The following is a 1506-nucleotide window of genomic DNA, read 5'->3' on the forward strand; positions in this document are numbered from 1 at the left end:
GCCACAACATGATGCGCGTCGGTTCGCATTGCTGAGTCGCAGCGAAATTTCAGTCCATGCGTGCTAAAGGCGCAGGCAAACAGCTTAATGCAACACAAGTGACGCCCTGCGAGCACTCAAACATAGGAGGCAGGAAACGTAGGGCCGCTCCCCGAGGATTCGGCCTCGTATCTCAAACTGCCGAAATAGCCACCAAAAGGCACTTTGCGCCGTCTGCAGGCGCTCGATTCAAACATTCGCTTTGGTTTCGTCTTTGCGCGCCCTATAACATACTTGCAGGGCGATTATTATGTGTCGAGGGTCCACAAAATCCGTTGACATTGCCGGTTCGCACGCCTTCATGCGCCAATAGACCTCAACTCGGCGCGCTGCGCTTCGTAACTTCCCAACTACCCCGAACTTTGGCCGCGGGCGACCGGCCCGCGGACTCGAAGGCGGCTTCTCGTCCGCAAATCCCGTCTGGGTGTCAACCACGGGACCCGCGGATAGCGAGTCGCATGGATGGAAAAATCAACCTGAATCAAGGAGCCAACATGAAATTACGATTAATGGTTGCTGCTTTCGGACTGTTTGTCATGGCCGGGTCTGCGCATTCGCAAAGCACGCCCGACGCTGCACAACCCGCCCCGCAGCAGAACGCCGCGACTCAGACTAATTCTTCGCCCAGTATGAGCATGGAAGCTTACGGTGGCACGCCTGCTACAACGGTCCAAAGCGGCGCGAAACATGCGAGGCAGTGCAGGGTGGACCCGCAATGCAACGTTTTTTTCGGGGGGAGCTAAAAAACAGCTGGTGGCGCGCGAGTCAACAACCGAAGGTACTGCTTGCTCGCGCCGGGGGAAGCGAAGCGACGTCTTTGATCGGGCTGGCCGGCTTCCCTTTCATTCTTTCCGGGCCAGGCGTGTCCAGATGGGGGATATCTGCGGACCCGCGAACGACCCACTGCCTTCGGAGGCAAGCAGGCTGGACTTTATAGCTAGAGTTTCGGCGCTCGGGAATCTTTACCTGGAGGTATAGGCTAAGAGCCGGACGCGTCACGACGTCGACCTCGGCTCGGGCCAAGGCCAACCTCTCTTCTCATTGCGCACCTCCACCCCAGCGGCCGGCACGCTCGTGACCGGGGCCGCGAGCGGGCTCGCCTCATCGGTGGCATCGTGCGGCGGTTCCGTCGGCGCGTTTTGTTTGGTATCCGAAAGGCTGGCACCAAACCACTTCACTTTCTTCTGGACGTGGCTGATATACGCGTTCCAGCCGTCGGGATTCCCGTCAAAAAGGTGCTTCCGAACGGTCGACGCCAATGTGTCACGGTTGAGTTCAGCCTCGAGCAGCTCTTTTGGCCACAGGAAGAAGGCGCCGCCAACGCCTCGGATGAACTCGGCCACCGTCATGTGTGGCGCCAGCGCCCCGAGGAACTCGCAGTGCTGCAATGAGTGCTCTTTTTGCATCAGACGCGCGTCCGATGCGCCCCCTTCACTCGTGCTGGCTAAACGGTTCAACACTTCGAGC

1 protein-coding gene is annotated in these 1506 nt (G+C 59.0%); it reads right to left on the reverse strand.

The genetic code is table 11. From position 1 onward, the window contains the following. Positions 1-1034: 1034 nt before the first annotated feature. The coding region (locus PQR02_RS40365; protein ID WP_408243375.1) for a hypothetical protein at positions 1035-1506 on the reverse strand (472 nt) is incomplete at its 5' end.

It is taken from the genome of Paraburkholderia sediminicola, assembly GCF_046026895.1.
In the GTDB taxonomy this organism is placed as follows: Bacteria; Pseudomonadota; Gammaproteobacteria; order Burkholderiales; family Burkholderiaceae; genus Paraburkholderia; species Paraburkholderia sediminicola_C.